Genomic DNA, 852 nt, shown 5'->3' on the forward strand with positions numbered 1-852 from the left:
CTGCTCTACCAGTTACTTTATAACGCTCTTTAGGCTCTAGCTCCTCCAACTCTTGCTTTGATTTGTCAGAATATTTTGCTTGTAAATCTGCAGCAACAATATTTCTTCTAAAACTATTTGGGTGACTAACTCCATTATTCTGCTCTGCAAGTGTCTGTAATTTTTCTTTTCTTAAAGCCATCTGTGAGCTTTCTTGCATATCTGTAATATGCGTTTTCACAAGATCAGATATCTTCTCTTTAACTTGCTCATTGATCTCACCAACTTCTCCAAGAGAGTTACTAATCTGCTCTCTTATCTTTCCTCTAACAGCATCTTTAACTGTTATATCATTAGCATCTAAATACTCTTTTATCGACGTTTTTATTAAATCTTTTAATTTACTGCTCATTTTTTACCCTATTATTATATTATCTTTGCACTTTAGCGGTTAGCTTTTGCTAATGATAATAAAAAAGTATCTACAACTATCTGAGCTCACGCAAGTTTTGTAGATACCATTATCATGCAAATAAGCGATATCAAGTACTAGGCAGTTGTACATACTTTTTCTGCCATGAAAAAAGTATGTCGCTATAACTTACATAGTAAGTAGCGAAACTTTATTTTATAAAACTATTTATTATAACACACTTTTTAGGCTTGCATCAATAAAATTATCCAAATAACCATCTAATACCGCTTGAGTATTGGTATTTTCAACACCAGTTCGCAAATCCTTAATACGTGATTGATCAAGAACATACGAGCGAATTTGACTACCCCAGACAATATCAGATTTTGAATCTTCTAAAGCATTTTTCTCAGCATTGCGCTTTTGTAGCTCCATCTCATATAATTTAGATTTAAGCT

At 32.6% G+C, this 852-nt stretch carries 2 pseudogenes; both read right to left on the reverse strand.

From position 1 onward, the window contains the following. Window positions 1–391, reverse strand: a pseudogene (locus DNK84_RS13935) (lysine--tRNA ligase); the annotation flags it as partial. Between the two features lie 231 nt (window positions 392–622). Next, window positions 623–852, reverse strand: a pseudogene (gene prfB, locus DNK84_RS13940) (peptide chain release factor 2); the annotation flags it as partial.

The sequence above is a fragment of the Facilibium subflavum genome (assembly GCF_003574485.1).
In the GTDB taxonomy this organism is placed as follows: domain Bacteria; phylum Pseudomonadota; class Gammaproteobacteria; order Francisellales; family Francisellaceae; genus Facilibium; species Facilibium subflavum.